Source organism: Exiguobacterium sp. s123, assembly GCF_018617075.1.
GTDB lineage: Bacteria > Bacillota > Bacilli > Exiguobacteriales > Exiguobacteriaceae > Exiguobacterium > Exiguobacterium profundum.
Genome location: NZ_JACSJL010000033.1, coordinates 1 through 354 on the forward strand (window position 1 = coordinate 1; position 354 = coordinate 354).

At 47.7% G+C, this 354-nt stretch carries 2 tRNA genes; both read right to left on the reverse strand.

What is annotated here, in order from left to right:
* Positions 1–103 precede the first annotated feature (103 nt).
* Positions 104–180 (reverse strand) — tRNA-Pro (locus KNO72_RS15520).
* Between the two features lie 6 nt (positions 181–186).
* A tRNA-Arg gene (locus tag KNO72_RS15525) sits at positions 187–263 on the reverse strand.
* Positions 264–354: the final 91 nt, after the last annotated feature.

The window sequence follows — 354 nt, forward strand, 5'->3', positions numbered from 1 at the left end:
GAATTTGATATAGCTCTTAAATTGACGAAGCTTGCGCTTCATTCAAAAATGGTAAAACTTATTTTTGCCTCATCGTTCAGTTTTCAAAGACCAAAAAAATAAATGGTCGGGAAGACAGGATTCGAACCTGCGACCCCTTGGTCCCAAACCAAGTGCTCTACCAAGCTGAGCTACTTCCCGTTAAAATGGTGCACCCTGAGAGATTCGAACTCCCGGCCTTTAGATTCGTAGTCTAACGCTCTATCCAGCTGAGCTAAGGGTGCATTATGGTGCGGTCGAGAGGACTTGAACCTCCACGGTGTTAACCACCACTAGGCCCTCAACCTAGCGCGTCTACCGATTCCGCCACGACCG